This is a genomic window from Streptomyces sp. NPDC051364, from assembly GCF_040682115.1.
GTDB lineage: Bacteria > Actinomycetota > Actinomycetes > Streptomycetales > Streptomycetaceae > Streptomyces.
Map to the genome: position 1 here is coordinate 156,847 of NZ_JBFBAH010000010.1, position 14,982 is coordinate 171,828.

Annotated in this window: 14 protein-coding genes and 2 pseudogenes; 9 read left to right on the forward strand and 7 right to left on the reverse strand. The window is 69.5% G+C overall.

What is annotated here, in order from left to right:
- Positions 1 to 60 precede the first annotated feature (60 nt).
- A pseudogene (locus AB0M76_RS22620) lies at positions 61 to 426 on the forward strand (IS110 family transposase); the annotation flags it as partial.
- Here AB0M76_RS22620 and AB0M76_RS22625 read toward each other — a convergent pair.
- Positions 378 to 515, reverse strand: a complete 138-nt coding sequence (locus AB0M76_RS22625) for a hypothetical protein (protein WP_365954672.1) — start codon at positions 513 to 515, stop codon at positions 378 to 380. The pseudogene AB0M76_RS22620 and the gene AB0M76_RS22625 sit on opposite strands and share 49 nt — an antisense overlap.
- Entirely contained in the window at positions 512 to 1,024 is a 513-nt protein-coding gene (locus AB0M76_RS22630; protein ID WP_365954673.1) for a hypothetical protein, read from the reverse strand. Before AB0M76_RS22630 ends, AB0M76_RS22625 begins: the two co-directional genes overlap by 4 nt.
- 222 nt (positions 1,025 to 1,246) lie before the next feature.
- Here AB0M76_RS22630 and AB0M76_RS22635 point away from each other — a divergent pair, with 222 nt between their 5' ends.
- Together AB0M76_RS22635 and AB0M76_RS22640 are read left to right on the forward strand one after the other, a co-directional pair.
- The gene (locus AB0M76_RS22635) at positions 1,247 to 2,569 is read left to right on the forward strand and encodes an AAA family ATPase (protein ID WP_365954583.1); all 1,323 of its coding nucleotides are present in this window, start codon (positions 1,247 to 1,249) and stop codon (positions 2,567 to 2,569) included.
- Entirely contained in the window at positions 2,566 to 3,219 is a 654-nt protein-coding gene (locus AB0M76_RS22640; protein WP_365954584.1) for a hypothetical protein, read from the forward strand. Before AB0M76_RS22635 ends, AB0M76_RS22640 begins: the two co-directional genes overlap by 4 nt.
- A gap of 283 nt (positions 3,220 to 3,502) precedes the next feature.
- Here the strand turns inward: AB0M76_RS22640 and AB0M76_RS22645 are convergent, their stop codons facing one another.
- Together AB0M76_RS22645 and AB0M76_RS22650 are read right to left on the reverse strand one after the other, a co-directional pair.
- Positions 3,503 to 4,021: a hypothetical protein gene (locus AB0M76_RS22645; protein WP_365954586.1), complete on the reverse strand. Its 519-nt coding sequence runs from the start codon at positions 4,019 to 4,021 to the stop codon at positions 3,503 to 3,505.
- Between the two features lie 317 nt (positions 4,022 to 4,338).
- Entirely contained in the window at positions 4,339 to 4,878 is a 540-nt protein-coding gene (locus tag AB0M76_RS22650) for a hypothetical protein (protein ID WP_365954587.1), read from the reverse strand.
- A gap of 835 nt (positions 4,879 to 5,713) precedes the next feature.
- On the opposite strand from AB0M76_RS22650, the pseudogene AB0M76_RS22655 reads away from it, so the two are divergent.
- A pseudogene (locus tag AB0M76_RS22655) lies at positions 5,714 to 6,809 on the forward strand (MerR family transcriptional regulator).
- 246 nt (positions 6,810 to 7,055) lie between these two features.
- Here AB0M76_RS22655 and AB0M76_RS22660 read toward each other — a convergent pair.
- Positions 7,056 to 7,577 carry a hypothetical protein gene (locus tag AB0M76_RS22660; protein ID WP_365954588.1) on the reverse strand — a complete coding sequence of 174 codons (522 nt, stop codon included), beginning with the start codon at positions 7,575 to 7,577 and terminating at the stop codon, positions 7,056 to 7,058.
- A gap of 586 nt (positions 7,578 to 8,163) precedes the next feature.
- On the opposite strand from AB0M76_RS22660, the gene AB0M76_RS22665 reads away from it, so the two are divergent.
- The 3 genes from AB0M76_RS22665 to AB0M76_RS22675 all read left to right on the forward strand — a co-directional run bounded on the left by AB0M76_RS22665 (position 8,164) and on the right by AB0M76_RS22675 (position 10,867).
- Positions 8,164 to 8,832: a DUF4097 family beta strand repeat-containing protein gene (locus AB0M76_RS22665; protein ID WP_365954589.1), complete on the forward strand. Its 669-nt coding sequence runs from the start codon at positions 8,164 to 8,166 to the stop codon at positions 8,830 to 8,832.
- Positions 8,833 to 8,969: 137 nt separating this feature from the next.
- Entirely contained in the window at positions 8,970 to 9,767 is a 798-nt protein-coding gene (locus AB0M76_RS22670; protein ID WP_365954590.1) for an alpha/beta fold hydrolase, read from the forward strand.
- Between the two features lie 254 nt (positions 9,768 to 10,021).
- A complete protein-coding gene (locus AB0M76_RS22675) occupies positions 10,022 to 10,867 on the forward strand; it encodes an NlpC/P60 family protein (protein ID WP_365954591.1) in 846 nt (281 codons plus the stop codon).
- Positions 10,868 to 10,966: 99 nt separating this feature from the next.
- On the opposite strand, the gene AB0M76_RS22680 is transcribed toward AB0M76_RS22675, so the two are convergent.
- Both AB0M76_RS22680 and gntD read right to left on the reverse strand, forming a co-directional pair.
- The gene (locus AB0M76_RS22680; protein ID WP_365954592.1) at positions 10,967 to 12,265 is read right to left on the reverse strand and encodes an MFS transporter; all 1,299 of its coding nucleotides are present in this window, start codon (positions 12,263 to 12,265) and stop codon (positions 10,967 to 10,969) included.
- A 69-nt stretch (positions 12,266 to 12,334) separates the two neighbouring features.
- The gene (gene gntD, locus AB0M76_RS22685; protein WP_365954593.1) at positions 12,335 to 13,426 is read right to left on the reverse strand and encodes a guanitoxin biosynthesis L-enduracididine beta-hydroxylase GntD; all 1,092 of its coding nucleotides are present in this window, start codon (positions 13,424 to 13,426) and stop codon (positions 12,335 to 12,337) included.
- Between the two features lie 279 nt (positions 13,427 to 13,705).
- Between gntD and AB0M76_RS22690 the strand changes: the two genes are divergently transcribed.
- Both AB0M76_RS22690 and AB0M76_RS22695 read left to right on the forward strand, forming a co-directional pair.
- Positions 13,706 to 13,828, forward strand: a complete 123-nt coding sequence (locus AB0M76_RS22690; RefSeq protein ID WP_365954594.1) for a hypothetical protein — start codon at positions 13,706 to 13,708, stop codon at positions 13,826 to 13,828.
- 70 nt (positions 13,829 to 13,898) lie between these two features.
- Positions 13,899 to 14,981, forward strand: a complete 1,083-nt coding sequence (locus tag AB0M76_RS22695) for a hypothetical protein (protein WP_365954595.1) — start codon at positions 13,899 to 13,901, stop codon at positions 14,979 to 14,981.
- Position 14,982: the final 1 nt, after the last annotated feature.

Genomic DNA, 14,982 nt, shown 5'->3' on the forward strand with positions numbered 1-14,982 from the left:
GAGCAATGCCGGCGAAGTCGTCCGTGGTACGAAGCGTACGACGAGCAGGTCAGGAGCGCGATGAGCCGGATATGGGCAGGGATCGACAGCGGCAAGGGCCACCACCACGGCCTCGCAATGGACGCAGACGGCAAAACGCTGCTGTCGCGGCGGGTCGCCAACGACGAGCCCGAGCTGCTGAAGCTGATCGGGGACGTCCTCGCCCTCACGGGCGGCGACCAGGTCACCTGGGCCATCGACATGGCGGGCGGGGAGCCCGCGCTGTTGCTGGCTCTGCTGATCAACCATGGCCAGGAAGTCCTCTACATCCCCGGCCGCTTGGTGAACCGTGCCTCCGACGGCTACAGAGGTGAGGGGAAAACCGACGCCCGCGACGCCTATGTCATCGCCGACCAGGCCAGGATGCGCCGCGACCTGCGGCCCATCCGCCCCGGCGACGAAATCGCCATCAGCCCCACGGCCGTCATGGCCACCACTGCGACCCCGACCGCGACCCCGACCGTTCTGCGCTTCACCGGTTCTTCTCCTCACCGCGGGACGGGTCACTGCGCGTACCGTCACGGCCCGCGTCCGCCGGCGGCGCCACGCCCGCACCGGGTGCATCGAAATCGTACTTCTGTACTGAACTGGTGCCCCGCATGTCGAACTCCCGGGCCAGACCGACGGTGTGCAGCCGCGCCATTTCCGAGTCCTTGATGTCCGTCGGACCGATCGGGGTCGACTTGATGCCGTCCCAGTTGTACCGGTCGTAGATGTTGACCTGGTAGTCCATGCTGATCTTCGGCTCTCCGTCCGCGCCCGGAACGACGGACACCTCGCCGGAGACCACCCGCTGATGACCGCCGACGCCCAGATACCAGTCCCGGTTCTGGAAGCTCGCGCCCGGCTCGAGCGGGGGTCCGGGTGCCCGGTACTCCACGGGAATCGAGACGGGCGCGCCGCCGGACTTCTCGAAGGCGGCCAGAGCCTCCCGCTTCCACTCGTCCTGATTCTTCTGGATGTCCCTGTGAACATCGGCCCGCATCGCGGGGTCCTCGCTCAACGCCCGGTCGATGTCGAGCTCCAGCGGCGTGCCGCTGCCGTGCAGGTAGTGGGCGCGACGGCGTCGTGGATGCGGCCTGAGTGGTGGACACGTACGCCTGGCGAGCAGTCAGACGGCGCCGCCAGAGCACCCGTTCGCATGCCGGTGATGTCTTCGACGCTAGGGTGGCAGGGCACGTGACGGCCCAGAGGAGCAGAATAGAGGATGATCACCCAGATTCGGATCGACGGCTTCAAGTCGTTCCGCGACTTCAGCCTCGATGTGCCGCCGACGCTCATCCTGTTGGGCCCGAACGGTGCCGGGAAGTCGAACCTCTTCGATGCGCTGCGCCTGGTCGCCGGCATCGCCGACCGCGGCTTCGAGGCAACGGTCCGCGAAGACTCCCGGCTGTCCCCGGGCAGTCTGTTCCACCGGGGCGCCGATGAGCCGGGCCACACGCTCGCCATCACCGTCGGAACACTGATCGCCTCGCAGGACGGCCCGCTCCCGGTCCGTATCCGCCTGAGCGTGGGCCGCATGCCGAACGGCAAGGTGGGAGTGCACAGGACGAGCGCCATCTGGGTCAGCAGCCTCGTCAAACCCGGGTGGATGACGAACGTGGGGCTGGATGAGGAAGCGCAGTCTGCCATCGCGCAGGCGCGCTCTGCCTTCCTTGCCCGCACGGACGACGTGGACTATCTGGCCTTCAAGGGGAACATCGGCCCCGCCTGGGATCCGCAGGCTCTGGGGGACTTCGAAGGCGGCGCCGAAGAGGACGGTGAAAGGTACGCCGAGGACTTCGCGGTGGCGCCGGGCGCCGAACTGCGCGCACTGGTGGCCCGTGAGTGCGCCTCCTGGCACCCCTTCGTCCTCGATCCGGAGGCGCTGCGGACGCCGACGGCTGCTGTCGCCACCGGCAGGACCACCCCGGACGGCGGCAACCTGGCGGCGGTCCTGCACCGCATCAAGGACGAGTCGCCGGGCAACTGGAGGCGGTTCGTCGGTGATCTGGCCGCGCTCATCGACGGAGTGCAGGACATCCGGCCGCTGTACGACCGGCGCCGGGATGAATACGACTTCGAGGTGGAGTTCAGCAACACGGGCTGGATCAGCCCGCCCGCCCTCTCCGACGGCACCCTGCGGATGGTGGCCCTGCTCGCCGCTGCCGCGGACCCGGTCTGGCCGTGCGGGATGTACGTGGAGGAGATCGAGAACGGCATGCACCCCGAGCACGTCGGCGATCTCGTACGTAGGCTCAGGCGAGGCACCGGAGTGACACCGGACGCCGCCGCCCCCGCCGCCCCGTACCGGCAGCTCATCGCCACCACGCACTCCCCGGCCCTGCTGGCAGCGCTCCGCGACGACCTCTCCGGCAGCCTCGTCTTCATGGAGCAGGCCGACCGGGTGGATCCGCAGACGCAGAGCGTCGTCCGCACGACCGTGGCCCGTCCGCTGCGGGCCTTCGATCCGGAGCGGGATCCCGGCGAGACGGTCTCACCGGAGCACGTGGAGAGGCTGCTGAGGAACCTGGGCCGGGGGGCGTCGTGACGTACAAGTACCGGCCGCTGAAACCCGGGCTGCTCGTCGAAGGCAGCGACGGGCCTTACCTGGCGAGCCTCGTCAAGCGCCAGCTGGACCGGCTGATCCAGCAACACAGCTCGCAGACCGTGGAGGTACTGCGGTGCGAAGTGTCCGGCGTACGCACGAACGACAAGCCGGAGCGGGTACTGCGCGCGGCCGAGGAACTCGCCCGGGACTGCGACGTGGTCTTCGTCCACGGTGATGAGGACGCCCGCGACGAACGCCTGAAGCTGGTCGCCGAGCTGGAGCAGCGGCGGGGACTGGTCGCGCGGGCCGGGGTCTCGGTACCTCTAGTTCCGGTGCTCATGACCGAGTCCTGGATGCTGGCTGACCGGAAAGCCCTGGAACAGGTCGTCGGAGCCGAACCCCTGAAGGCGTACCCGTACACCGCGCCCTCCGCGCTGGAGGGCCACGTCACGATGAAGGGCAGCAAGGAGAAGCGGAACCCCAAGCAGGTCTGGAAGGCCCTCCTCGGGCCGGACGGCCGCGAAGTACTGAGCGACAGTGCGGAACTGCTCGTACGGCGCACGAACCTCGAGGTGCTCGAGCAGCTCCCCTCGTACCGGAAGTGGTGCGAGGACACCGCGCGGGCGCTCCGGACCCGGAACTTCCTGTAGGAGCACAATTCCTGGCCGGGTGAACAACGGCCACCCGCCCGCCCCCGATGCTGCTGGCCCGCTCCCGCCCCGCCTCCGTCCGCTCCCTGGAGCGGTACGCGCCGCCCCGGCGCCGACGCGGGCACCCGGAACGTCGTGTCGAACGCGACCCTGCTACGCGCCGTGGGACAGAACGTCCGCCCTACTTCGCAGCGGAGACCGGGGCCTTGAACGAGTACGGGTGGGCTACGCCAGGAGGTCCAGGGTGACCGAGGCGAGAGTGGGGAGGTCGGCTGGGGTGAACTCACCGGCGCGCGCGTTGAGGTCGGTCAGCCAGTGGGCAAACACCCCCCATGCCGCAGCTCCCGCTGATCGGGACCCCAAGCAGGTGCTGCACCGTCTTCTCCGGCAGCGGCAGCAGCCCTCGGGGGACCTGCACGGTCACATGGGACCAGGTGCCTGGACCGGCGCGAACATCACCGCGGTATGGACGGCTGCTGTCCAACACAACCAGGTCACTGGTACGCAGGGCCGTGTCATTCCGGTTCAGAGAGAGCACCCCCTCTCTACGGAGGAGGTAGTTGATCTGGTAAGCCGCCGGGTCGGACTGACGTATATGCTTCGCGGTCCGCACGATCTCCAGATGCGGGTAGGCCAGCGCGGATACCTGTAGTTCCCCTAAGTCGACGCCGCGAATCTTGGCTCGGAAGTCGTCCTGGTCGTTGCTGCGCAGCCGATTGCGCATGTGCGACCGCGCTGTGGCCTCCTCCCACAGCGCGGAACGCTCCGGCGCTGCCACAACGTCCGTGGTGAACTCCGTCACCAGGGTCCCGGCGACCTGGGTACGGGTCGCCGGGACCAGTCGCGGCTAGCGCTGGGGCCTACGGGACTGCGGCTGTTCGGGACCGCCACCGCGCCGCAGGTGTATCCGCCTGCTCAGTGCTGCCCGGGGCCTCTTCACGGGCCTCTTGGCCGTGGTCGACCGGCCGCGAGCAGCCGATGCCGAAACCCGTGGACGAGCAGCCGGCAGGGGGCGGGCCAGGCCTCCCTCATCTTCCGCATGGCTGGGATGTCCACCCCGTCCGCCACCTTGTCCGCAGGAGTCGGCAGTGTGCCGCCACGGCTGCCGCGAGGGGCACCTTAGGCGCGTGCGGCGGCGCCCAGGTGCAAAAGGGCCTCGGCGCTCGGCAGGTCTCCGCCGTGCTCAGAGCCCCAGGTGTCCTGGCGGAGCCGGTCAGCAGCTGCCTGCGCCCACCCGGCGATCTTGTCGCAGGCGCGGGCGGACAGATCCCGGAAGAAGGCGCTGACGCGTACGTCGCTTCGCAGTTGGTCGAAGTACTCTCCGGCGCGGTCCTTGAGGACGGTCCACAGGTGTCCGGCGACACCGCGGACTGTCTGAATCTTCTGCGCCGCTGCCAGGTGCACCCCGGCCCGGGCAGCTTCCACCGTCTCCGGCACGGTGGCGCTCTGGGCGCCGTGCCGTGAGGCGAGCATCGTGCCGAGCGTGGCCTTGGCGTTGTTCGGCTGGATGACGGCATGCGCGGCGGCGGCCTTGATTGACTCGCTGTACGCCCGAACCGGCTCCGGGCTCCGCCCCTGCTTGTGCGCAGTACGACGTACGTCGAGGACTCGGCCCTTGCTGTGACCACCCACCCATAGGCGCCCAGGCACCGTGGTCACTGCCGGACTCGACAAGGCCGGGCCCCGGTCAAGGAGCGGGGGCAGGTGTGACGCGGCGGAGGCATTCGTCGTACTGGCAGCCGGCGTCGGGATCGCCGTCGGGCGGACACATCACGGGATCGTCCACCTCGCCGAAGATGAAGACTGGAACCATGCAGTCGGTACCGGAGAACGTGAGCTACAAGTAGGCGCCGCGATCCACTGGTTCGCCCAGCCTCGAACCGAAGTGCCAGTTGCCGGAGGACAGGTGCGATCGGTCGCCGCAGCTCGCTGCCGCCGACAACAGGGCAACCTCGTCGCTGGTGAAACTTCCGTTCTCATGGAAGGTCAAGACCGTACCCTCCCTGCTGCGCCACTGGCCTGCCAGCTGGTCGGCCGAAAGCCCCACGGCGTGGTACGCCGCAGAATTGCAGGCAACCGTCACCACGCCTACGGCCAACATCAGCCCGGCACGCCACCAGCCCGTGCACCCCAAAGCAACTCCACCCCCCGCAGTCAGGCCCGTGGCCACAGGCTCAACACCTATTTGAACACGATCGAATCCGCGGTCTGTGCCCGGGCCCCATACGCGCCAACCACCACCCGGCCCACATGCCCGGCTACGACCCGCGAATGCGCGGCCAGGCCGCAGCTTCAGGCTGCCATCACGCGATACGAGCAGACCCTCGTTCCTACTTTTCGCCAACATTCTTCAGGGCAACGGCCCCCAGCCGTTCCCGGAATCCGGCTACAACCGTTTCTGCCTGTGACCTACGCAGCCACTGCCGGGAGTGAGGTTCTTGACCCTCACGTGGCGTCAGGCTGCATAGTCGGTGCCGTGGAGGATCACTGGACCGTGGGCGGCGTTGCCGAGTTGGCCGGCGTGAGCGTCCGCACGCTGCATCACTATGACGCGATCGGGCTCGTGCGTCCGTCGGCGCGGACCGCGGCCGGGTACCGGGCCTATTCGGCGGGCGACGTGGAGCGGCTGCGGGAAGTGCTGACTTATCGGCGGTTGGGCTTCGGGCTGCGGGAGGTCGCGGAACTGGTCGGCGACCCGTCCACCGACGCGGTCGCGCACCTGCGCCGACTGCGCGGCCTGCTGCTGGAGCGGCGTGATCACGCCGACGCCATGGCGGCGGCCATCGACAGGGAACTCGAGGCACGGGCGAAGGGACTGAAGGTGACACCGGAGGAGCACTGGAGATGCTCGGTGCACGGCTGTACGACGCGATCGGCGGCGCCTACACCGCGACACGGCGTACCGAGCCGCGGATCGCCGCGCAGATCTGGGACGCGCTCGGGGACGCGCAGACGGTGCTGAACGTCGGGGCCGGCACCGGCTCCTACGAGCCTGCTGATCGCCACGTGACCGCAGTGGAGCCGTCGGCGGTCATGCGGGGGCAGCGGCCTGCCGGCGCGGCGCCGTGCGTGGCCGCCGCCGCGGAGAGCCTGCCGTTCGAGGACCGGTCATTCGACGTCGCGATGGCCGTCCCCACCGTTCACCACTGGGGGGACCCGATAGCGGGGCTGCGCGAGATGCGGCGCGTGGCCCGCCGCGTGGTGGTGCTCACGTTCGATACCGACGAGCCCGGATGGCAGGACCGGTTCTGGCTTACCCGCGACTACCTGCCCGAGTTCGCCGCCGTCCTCGCACCATTTCCCTCGCTTGCTGGGATGGCCGACGCGATCGGCGCCCGCGCGGAGCCGGTCCCCATCCCGTGGGACTGCACCGACGGCCTCTTCGAAGCGTACTGGCGCCGACCGGAGGCGTATCTGGGGATCACGTGCGCCGCGCGATGTCGGTGTGGACGAGGGTCGGGCCGGAGGCCGAGCAGCGGGCAGTGCAGAGGCTCGGCGACGACCTCGAGTCCGGCCGGTGGGCCGAGCGCAACCGCGACCTCGCCGACCTCGACGCGGCAGATCTCGGCCTCCGCCTGCTCATAGCCTGAACCGCGTCGCACCTGAGCATCGTGGCGACTCCTGGACGGCCCACCGGTCATGTGCGGCGCTGAGCGGGCATGGCGCTGTGGGCGGGACCGGCGGCGCCACCCGGCATGCCCAGGTCAATTGGCTGCGCGCTCCGCTGGTCGATCTGCGCAAGTTCGGCCTCCGCTCCGGCGAGGCCGGGCGCGTCGCGTCGGGTCCGGCCTCCGAATGCCTCGGCTTCAAGCATCGGCGGTGCAGTCCCAGGAGGGTTAGTCGTCGGCTGCGACGAGCAGAGTGAGTGCGGCTGCGGGGCGGTCGATGAGGACCAGTTCGTGGTAGTCGATGTGGATGGGGCCGTAGTCGTGGAACGCGTCCTCGGGGAGCCGTCCCAGCACGTATCGGGTGGTTGCCGTGCGGATCGGGGTGCAGATCTCCTGCCGCAGGCGTGCCTCGAGTTTCTCCGGGATGTCGCCGTGCCGGCCGGCCCACGAGTGGATGATGTCGGCTGCGGTTGCGTCGTCGACTGCCTTGTAGGTGTCGGGGGTGATGCGGTCAAGCCACCACTGGCCGTGCCGGGGCCGGTCCTGAACGCCCGCTCCGTCGTACGTGTCCCGGAACTGAGGGTGCGCGATCAAGGCCGCCAACACGTCGCGGTCGTCGGGCGTATCGGCTGACAGCCGGAAGCGCTTGGTGTCGACCCAGCGATAACCGTGGGAGCCCCCGGCGAAGTCGAAGTCGCGGAAGTTGATGAACGGGCTGTCCGAGTGGACGAGGGTGGACACCGGTTCCATGCTGATCATCGTAGTGTGCGCTGCGTCCTCGAACCCGACCGGCGATCTGCGGCCTGACCGGCTACTACTCTCGACCGGCCACCGTCTCCGGCGTCGGGATTCGCGTGCGCTCACGAGGTGGTGCGCCGGCTGACTTCGGCTGCGTAGGCGCCCCAGTCGCCGCCTGATGCCTTCTGCCACTGGATGGCGACTCCCCCGACGGGCGCCTCCTTTCTGGCAGCGGCAGGACCGCCGCTGTGGGCGGAGCCGTTCTCCGAGGACACACAGCGCCTCGACACCAAGTCCGATCACGGGGAGGGCGTCGGGGAAGTACGGGAACTGTTGCGCGCTCGAGTTCGGCGCTGACAACCAGGCGCGCCACCCGGACCCCTTCCGCAGCCCGCTCGCAGTGCCTCCGGCATAGCCTTCACCTCCAGTTGATTGCAACACAGAGGGCGTTCTCGTTGCATTAATTTGGAACCCATTGCAACAATTTATCGCCTTTGAGCTGCAGAAATACCATTCATGCGCAACGGCAGTGTTGAAGGATCTCTAAACGCAACGTAGCTTTTCCTTCATCGGAAACAGCGAGCCGAAGGAAAGAACAATGCAGAAGTTCGACACTCCCGCCCAGATCGCCGCCGTCCTGGACATCCCCGCAGGCCGTATCCGCTTCATCGCCGCCGACCGCACGGACACCACGGTCGAGGTCCTGCCGGCGAACGCCTCGAAGGGCCGTGACGTGAAGGCCGCGGAGCAGATCACGGTCGGATACGCCGACGGCGTGCTGCGCATCCAGGCCGCACCGGCGAAGGACCGCATCCTGGGCAACTCCGGCTCGGTCGCGGTGACCGTCCAGCTGCCCGCCGGCTCCCGTATCGAGGCGAAGGCGGCCAGCGCCGAGTTCCGCGGTGTCGGACGCCTCGGCGACGTCGCCTTCGAAGGCGCCCAGGGCTCGGTCAAGCTCGACGAGGCCGCAAGCGCCCACCTCGCCCTCCTCGCCGGCGACATCACCGTCGGCCGCCTCCTCGGCCCCGCCGAGATCAGCACCCAGAAGGGCGACATCAACATCACCGAGGCCGTACACGACACGGTCACCCTGCGCACCGAGCACGGCAACATCTCGGTCGGCGCCGCCGCCGGAGTCTCCGCCGCCCTGGACGCCGGCACCTCCTACGGCCGCATCCACAACGCCCTCAAGAACACCGAGGGCACCCCCGACCTGAACATCCACGCGACCACCGCCTACGGCGACATCACCGCCCGAAGCATCTGACCCGCAGCCCCTGGGGAGTACCCGGTCCGAAGAGGCCGAGGAGAGCCCCGGAGTACGCGGCGCCGCACGCCCTGTGCCGACATCACTGTCAGCCCACCGCTCTGATTCACCTCTGACCCTGGAAGTAGAGGCAAGCCATGACCTCCGTCAAGCAGTCCGCCTGGACCGGCATGGTGTCGATCGACGACACCGCACTGGCCGTGACCGACACCGGCGGTTCCGGCCGTCCCGTGGTCTACCTCAACGGCTCCTACGCCGACCAGTCGCACTGGCGGCGCGTCATCGCCGACCTCGGCAGCGGCTACCGGCACATCACCTTCGACGAGCGCGCCCGCGGCAAGTCGAAGCGCGCCACGGACTATTCGTTCGAGGCGTGCCTGCGCGACCTCGACGCCGTCCTTGCGGCCAGGGGCGTGAAGCGGCCGATCCTGGTGGGCTGGTCCTACGGCGCGATGCTCGCCGTGCACTGGGCCGCCCGGAACCCGGACCGCGCCGCGGGGGTGGTGTCCGTGGACGGCGCCATGCCGCACGAGTGGCTCGACGACGCCGCCCGCGAACAGATCCGCAAGCTGTTCCGGCGGATGAGCCCGCTGTTCCCGATCGCCCGCCCGCTCGGCCTGGCCGCGCGCATGAGCGCCGCCCAGCACGCCGAGATCAACATCGAGATCAACGAGCTCTGCGCGCCCGCCGCCCTCAACCCGGTCTTCGACCGTGTGACCGTGCCGGCCCGGTACGTGCTCGCCACCGGCGGCAACCTGGGCGGCGACCCGAAGCTGATGGAAAAGATCCGCGCCAACCTCGACCCGGTGGTCGCCCGTAACCCGAACATCCGGGTCAGCGCGAAGGTCGCGAGCAACCACTCCAAGATCCTGCGCAAGGACTTCCGGGCCGTCGCCGACGCGGTACGCGAGCTCGCGGATGCACCCGGATCGTGATCGTGCGGGACGCAGGTGCGGGCAGGGGGCGGGGTGTCATCACCGTGTGGAGGGTAGGCACAGGATTCAGGGCGAGGTCTATCAGGCCTCCGTGGTCACCTCGGTAGCCCCGGACGGCGACATCAAATTGACCCAGCACACCAGCTCGTTCCAGAACGTCAGTCTGGAGAGCCGCGAACACGTCGCCACCTACGCGCGTCAACCTCCCACCGCGGCGCTCCCTCCCCGCCCTGCGCTTCGCCGCGCTCCTCGCCATGCTGGCCTCCGTCATCGTCTTCTTCTCCGGCGCCCCGCAGGCCCGCGCGGCCCCGGCCTGCGCAGTCCTGTCCTCCGGGGCGGCCGCGCAGGCCAACTCGGCTGTGAACGCCGCCTGCGGCTTGATCGGGACCCCGTACTCCTGGGGCGGCGGCCACGGTGGGCAGCCGGGCCCCACGTACGGGATCTGCGACCCCTCCAACGGTGCCCCGAACGACTGCCACGTCCGTGGGCTGGACTGCTCCGGAATGGTCCGCTACGCCTACTACCTCGCAGTGGGTACCGACGTCATCAACGGAGTGACCAGAACCCAGTGGACCTCCTCCAGGGCGGTCGCCAGGTTCTACCGCAGCAACGGCACCGCACCGCTGCTCCCCGGCGATCTGGTCTTCTTCGGGAACACGCCCTCGACCATCCATCACGTGGCGATGTACCTGGGCCAGGGCTACATCGCCGAGGCACCGTACTCCGGCGGCCACGTCCAGGTCTCCGCGCTCTCCTCGCACGGTGACTACTACGGAGCCATCCGCCTCTACGGCCCCGGAGGGGGTTCCCCCCAGCCGCCCGGCGGCAGCCGGTACTGGGTGGACACGTTCGGGAACGCCTCCGTCTACGGTTCGCCGACCAGCACGACCAGCACGGGCACGCTCTACAAGGGGACGAATTACGTGTTCTGCAAGGCCTGGGGGCGCGAGGTGCGCAGCGGGAGCAGCTTCAACCACTGGTGGCTGAAGACCGACCCGGACGTGGGTCCCGCCGGGCAATGGGTGTCCGCGTACTACCTGTCCAGATGGGGCAACGACGTCGCCAAGGACAACAACGGCACCGTCATCCCCGACTGCTGAACCGACCGTGACGTGCCCCCGGCCCGACGGATGGTCATCCGTCGGGCCGGGGGCACGATCCGGCAGTGCGTGAAGCGCCGCAGGTTCAGCGCCGGGGTGTCAGGCCACGGCTCCGGGCTGGACGACGGCCTGGGCAGCGGGTTCGGCGGCCGCCTGGGCGGCCTTCTGCTGCTCCTGGTCCTCGGTGTCGGCCGGGGCTGCCGTGAGCGTTGCGCGGGCGGAGAGCAGCGCGGGGCCGCACAGCGCGAGCGCCAGGAAGATGCCGCCACCCGCGATCACGAAGACCAGCCGGGCGTGGCTGTCGGGGCTGAGCAGGCTGCCGGCCAGGTAGCCGGCCGTGCTGCCGAAGAAAGCGGCGGAGGACAGCGTGCCGCCCACCCGGCCCAGCACCTCGGCGGGCACGGCCTTCTGCAGCAGCGTCTCCTCGCCGACGTTGGCCACACCGTTGCCCAGGCCCGCGATCAGCTGCATGGCGATCGCGGCGAGCAGCACCGGAGCGGCGGCCGTCAGCAGCAGGCCCAGGCCGGTGAAGAACCAGCCCGCCAGCAGCACCCACACGGGCGAGCGGCTCTCGGCGGTGCGGACCAGCCACAGCGAGGCGGCGACCATGGCGACGCCGAACGACGCGGACAGGATGCCGTATCCGGTCTCGCCGGCGTCCAGGGTGTGCTCGGCGAGGAAGACCAGCGCCAGGTTGTCGAGCGAGCCGAAGAACAGGCCGAGCAGGAGCAGCAGCACGATGGCCCGGGACACCCGGTGGTGCCGTACGAACTTCAGCCCCTCGACGGTGTCGCCCAGCAGGGTCCGCCGCTGGCCGGTGCGCAGCGGCTCCAGCGCCGGGATACGGGTCAGCAGCAGGGCGGAGACCACGAAGCTGCCCGCGTTGACGGCCAGCGCGCCGTACTCGCCGCCCCAGGCGGAGAACACGCCGCCGAGGACCGGGCCGAGCGCGGCCTGGAGGTTGAAGGCGGTGCCCATCCACGCGTTGGCGGGCATCAGGTCCTTCTCGTCGACCAGGCGCGGCACCACCGTGCGGCCGGCCGCGGAGAACACGGTGGAGGCCGCGGCGGCCACCGCGACCAGCGGCACGAGGACGGCGAGCCCGGGCCGTGCCAGTACGACGACCCCGAAGACCAGGGCCTGGACGAGCTCGGCGGCGATCAGCAGGCGCCGCACGCCCATCCGGTCCGCGAGCGCTCCGGCGAGCGGCCCGAAGAACCGCGGCACGGACTCGGCGAGGAGGATCAGCGACACACCGGTTCCGGCGTGGTCACCACGGCTGACCAGCAGGACGAGCGCCACCATGGCTGCGCCGTCGCCGACGAGCGAGACCGCGCGCGCCAGCCAGAACCGGCGGAACAGCCGGTGGCGTCGGATCAGATTGGGTTCTGCGGCCAAGGCCTTGAATCCTTTCAAGGGGAAAAGGGTCGTCCGCGCGCGGCGTGAGCGCCTGCGGCAGTGGTGGGGTCAGACCACGGCCCGGCCGTGGTCGCCGAGCCGGGATCCGGCGCTGCGCCGCAGATCGGCCGTGAGGTTGATGCGCTTGAGCCAGCGGTCGGTGCCGTCGTAGCGGGGGGTGAACGGCCGGCGGCCGTGCACCGCACGCTTGTTGTCGATGACGAACAGGTCGCCGCGGCCGATCACCACGTCGGTCAGCTTCGCCTCGATCGCGGCCAGCAGCGCGTCCTGCGCGTCCGCGGCCTGCGGGTCGAGCGGGTTGGTGTGCATGAACGGCGGGTCCACGCGCAGCCACGGGGCCGCGGGGTCGCCCTCCAGCAGGGCGATCGGCTCGGGCCGGTTCGCCATGGTGTCGATGCGTCGGAACTGCTCGGCTCCGGAGGCACCCGTCGCGTCGGCGGCGCCGGTGGCCACGTTGAAGCTCTTGGTGTGCGACTGGTCCGGAAGGATCGCGAAGCGCTTCTCGAAGAGGACGGCGCGGTGCTCCTCGCTGAGCTCGATGTCCTCCATGGCCGCGAAGGTCGTGGGCACCGCGTCGTGGTTGCGCAGGCCCAGCAGGATCATCCAGTCCGCGCGGTGCGGGTGGAAGGCGTCCTCGGTGTGCCAGTCGAGCATGGCCGTGGATCCCGAACCGAGCTGGTCCAGCTCGTGCCCGGGCACCGGGAACAGGTCGAGGAGCAGCCGGCCGCGCTGCTGGCTGCTGAACGAGAAGGGCTCCCCGAGCAGGGAGCCGACCAGGGACAGCACCGCGTCCGCGTGCCGCAGCTCGGGGCGGTCGGGGCGCTCCTGGTAGCTCATCGGGGTGGGGCCCAGCGCGTTCTCGTCGATGAGCAGCCCGCTGATCAGGAAGCCCGCGTGCGGGGACCCGGCCAGGCGGAACTCGGTCATCAGCCGCCGCAGCGAACGCGGCAGCTCATGGGCCATCAGGGCGGCGAGCTGGAGGGATCGCCGGGCGTCCAGCGAGGCCGAGGCCCGCGCGTACTCGTGGGCGAGTGCCGCCACACTGTGGCGCTCGTCGGGCAGGAGTTCGATGCGCGGGACCCCCGGACCCGGCTGTGACGCCGCGGTCGGGGCGATGACGGCCGGTGCGATGGTCTGCATGGTGGCTCCCTTTCTCAGGAGGCGTGGAGTTGCCGCAGCCTCTCAGGATCCACTCGAATGGCACTCAAGGACGTCGCACAGACTTCGCCCCGACCAGTCTCGCACCCATGCAAGTTGGTCGGCATGCCGTCTCCAACGTCTTTCAAGCGGTTCTGTAGCCAAGCGAGTTGTTCTGTTCTCGGGAAAGGCCGAGGCCCCGTCCGGGACCGGCCCCGACCACACCGGAACCCCGCAACCCGCGGCTACCGGAGCTCCACCAGAACACGACGAGGAGTCGAAGTGACCCAGAACGACATGGACCAGCAGACCGTTCAGGCCAACAACAAGCCGGTGGCCCAGGAGAAGCCGTCGATCAGCTCCCGCATCAGCAAGTACGGGAAGTACGACCGCCTCGAGGGCTGAGTTCGAGTCGTGTTCCGGGGTGCGAGTGAACGGCACTCGCACCCCGGCAGGCCTTTACAGGGAGGTTTCCTTGAACACCGCACAGCCCGTACCGATCAGCCCTGAGCAGTTCCGCAAGGTGTTCGGGGGTGACCTCGGAGACGTCTTCCTCCTGGTCACGTCGCCGGGCGTGCGCAGCGCGCTCACCGTCGAGACCAGCACCGTCCCGGTACAGGAGTTCACCTGGACCGGCCCCGACTCCCGCGCGGGCCTCATCGCCGAGATGGCCGCCATCCGCGCCTCCGGCCGCCGTGCCTCCGTCCTGTGGATCGCCGACGACGAGTTCGTCCACTTCGACGACGAAGACCTCGTGGGCATGGCCATGGGCGCCTTCTCCAGCTTCTCGGTGCCCTTCTCCGAGGAGAGCCTGCGCAACAACGTTCGCGTCGTCGCCGACGTCGACTACGAGCGCGAGCTCGGCATCGAGGAGGAGTTCCTGACCCTCCTCGACCAGGCCGACGACATGCTCTTCCTCGGCCGCGAGTTCGGCACCGAGGCCGTCTTCCAGCACCAGCTCTCCGAGCACTGGTTCTCGCTGCACGGCCCGCTCCTGCCCGGCCAGCAGGTCGTCCTGCCCACCGGTGAGCTCAGCTCGCTGGTCAACGCCTCGGGCGAATTCGAGCTCCACACCCACTTCACGCTGAACGGCGACATCACCCTCCAGGGCGCGCCGATCGTCCACCGCGGCGGTCACGAGACCAGCCTCGCCGAGACCGAGCAGGTCTACCGCGACCTCGCCTCCATGGCGGACCAGCCGGCGATCATCACGCTGGCCGAGGGCCGTATCACCGCGGTCCGCCCGGCCGTCGCCGGACGCACCGAGTTCGCCGTCAACCTCGAGAAGCTGCTGGCCAAGGACGACCGCTACGCCAAGGTCCACGAGATCGGCTTCGGCACCAACGCCAGCTGCTCCCCGCTGCTCCCCGGCAACCACTTCGCCAACGAGCGGCACCCGGGTGTGCACCTGGGCCTGGGTCTGGGCACGTTCACGCAGTTCCACATCGACCTGATGAGCACCGCCATCGACGTGCTGATGCGCGGCGTGGACGGCCGCGACGTGGAGCTGTTCCCGGCCCTCGGCGTGGCGCCGGCGCGGATTCTCACCGGCGTCTGAG

Coding starts and splice junctions, on each gene's coding strand:
- AB0M76_RS22630 (WP_365954673.1), bottom strand. CDS start 1,024: ATGCGGGCCGATGTTCACAGGGACATCCAGAAGAATCAGGACGAGTGG.
- AB0M76_RS22635 (WP_365954583.1), top strand. CDS start 1,247: ATGATCACCCAGATTCGGATCGACGGCTTCAAGTCGTTCCGCGACTTC.
- AB0M76_RS22660 (WP_365954588.1), bottom strand. CDS start 7,577: ATGGAACCGGTGTCCACCCTCGTCCACTCGGACAGCCCGTTCATCAAC.
- AB0M76_RS22665 (WP_365954589.1), top strand. CDS start 8,164: ATGCAGAAGTTCGACACTCCCGCCCAGATCGCCGCCGTCCTGGACATC.
- AB0M76_RS22670 (WP_365954590.1), top strand. CDS start 8,970: ATGACCTCCGTCAAGCAGTCCGCCTGGACCGGCATGGTGTCGATCGAC.
- AB0M76_RS22675 (WP_365954591.1), top strand. CDS start 10,022: ATGCTGGCCTCCGTCATCGTCTTCTTCTCCGGCGCCCCGCAGGCCCGC.
- gntD (WP_365954593.1), bottom strand. CDS start 13,426: ATGCAGACCATCGCACCGGCCGTCATCGCCCCGACCGCGGCGTCACAG.